The sequence below is a fragment of the Roseateles oligotrophus genome (assembly GCF_014204525.1).
Lineage (GTDB): Bacteria > Pseudomonadota > Gammaproteobacteria > Burkholderiales > Burkholderiaceae_C > Paucibacter_A > Paucibacter_A oligotrophus_A.
In genome coordinates, this window is record NZ_JACHLP010000028.1 from 1 (window position 1) to 1,574 (window position 1,574).

At 64.1% G+C, this 1,574-nt stretch carries 2 protein-coding genes; both read left to right on the forward strand.

Features of this window, described 5'->3' with window-relative positions:
* The first annotated feature begins 7 nt into the window (after positions 1-7).
* Complete coding sequence (locus HNP55_RS23945; RefSeq protein ID WP_184304929.1) at positions 8-895, forward strand: branched-chain amino acid ABC transporter permease; 888 nt, start codon at positions 8-10, stop codon at positions 893-895.
* The coding region (locus tag HNP55_RS23950; RefSeq protein WP_184304931.1) for a branched-chain amino acid ABC transporter permease at positions 892-1,574 on the forward strand (683 nt) is incomplete at its 3' end. The genes HNP55_RS23945 and HNP55_RS23950, both read left to right, overlap by 4 nt.

Genomic DNA, 1,574 nt, shown 5'->3' on the forward strand with positions numbered 1-1,574 from the left:
TGAAGAAATGACAGACCTCTTCGGCATCCCCCTGCCTGCTCTGCTGGGCCAGCTCCTGCTGGGTCTGGTCAACGGTTCCTTCTACGCGATCTTGTCGCTGGGCCTGGCCGTGATCTTCGGCATGCTGGGCATCATCAACTTCGCCCACGGCGCCCTCTACATGATGGGCGCCTTCCTGGCCTGGATGGGACTGGAATACCTGGGCCTCAACTACTGGCTCATGCTCTTGCTGGCCCCTCTGGTCGTCGGCCTGCTGGGCATCCTGATCGAGCGCCTGCTCTTGCAGTGGCTTTACAAGTTAGACCATATCTACGGCCTGCTGCTGACCTTCGGCATCACCCTGGTGATGGAGGGCGTGTTCCGCTCCTTCTACGGCGTCTCGGGCCAGCAGTACTCGGTGCCCGAGGCGCTGCAGGGCGCCACCAATCTGGGCTTTATGGTGCTGCCCAATTACCGCGCCTGGGTGGTAGTGGCCTCCATCACCGTGTGCCTGGCCGTCTGGGCCTTGATCGAGAAGACCTCGCTGGGCGCCACGCTGCGCGCCGGCACCGAGAACCCCAAGCTGGTGCAGGCCTTCGGCATCAATGTGCCGCGCATGATCACGCTGACCTATGCCGGCGGCGTGGCCCTGGCGGCCTTTGCCGGCGTGCTGGCCGCGCCGATTTTGCAGGTCTCCGCCCTGATGGGCTCCAACCTCATCATCGTCGTCTTCGCCGTGGTGGTGATCGGTGGCATGGGCTCCATCCTGGGCTCGGTCATCACCGGCCTGGGCCTGGGCGTGATCGAGGGCCTGACCAAGGTCTTCTACCCCGAGGCCTCCAGCACCGTCGTGTTCGTCGTGATGGCGATTGTTCTGCTGGTGCGCCCCGCTGGCTTGTTTGGAAAAGAAAAATGAACAAGAACCCACTGCCAGGCTACGCCGCCCTCTTCCTGGGCATTGCCCTCTTGCCGGCCCTGGGCGTCTACCCCATCTTCGTGATGAAGGTGCTGTGCTTTGCCCTGTTCGCCTGCGCCTTCAATCTGCTGATCGGCTTCACCGGCCTCTTGAGCTTCGGCCATGCTGCCTTCCTGGGCACGGCCGCCTACGCCACCGGCCATGCGCTCAAGGTCTGGGGCCTGCCCGCCCCCATGGGTCTGATCTTCGGCGCCCTGGCCGCCGGTGGCGTGGGCCTGCTCTTCGGCCTGCTGGCGATACGCCGCACCGGCATCTACTTCTCCATGATCACGCTGGCGCTGAGCCAGATGCTGTACTTCTTCTTCCTGCAAGCGCCCTTCACCGGCGGCGAGGACGGCCTGCAGTCGGTGCCGCGCGGCAGCTTCTTCGGCCTGAATCTGGAGAATGATCTGACGCTGTACTACGTGGTGCTGGGCGTCTTCATCGCCGCCTTCTGGCTAATCTACCGCACCGTGCACTCGCCCTTCGGCCAGGTGCTGACCTCCATCCGCGAGAACGAAGCGCGCGCCACCTCGCTGGGCTATGACGTGGACAAGTTCAAGCTCTTGGCCTTTGTGCTCTCGGCCGCGCTGGCTGGCCTGGCCGGTGCCACCAAGACCTTGGTGCTGGGCTTTGCCAC

Bases quoted from the DNA above. Each gene is read 5' to 3' on its own strand.
- HNP55_RS23945 (WP_184304929.1), top strand. From the start codon at position 8: ATGACAGACCTCTTCGGCATCCCCCTGCCTGCTCTGCTGGGCCAGCTC.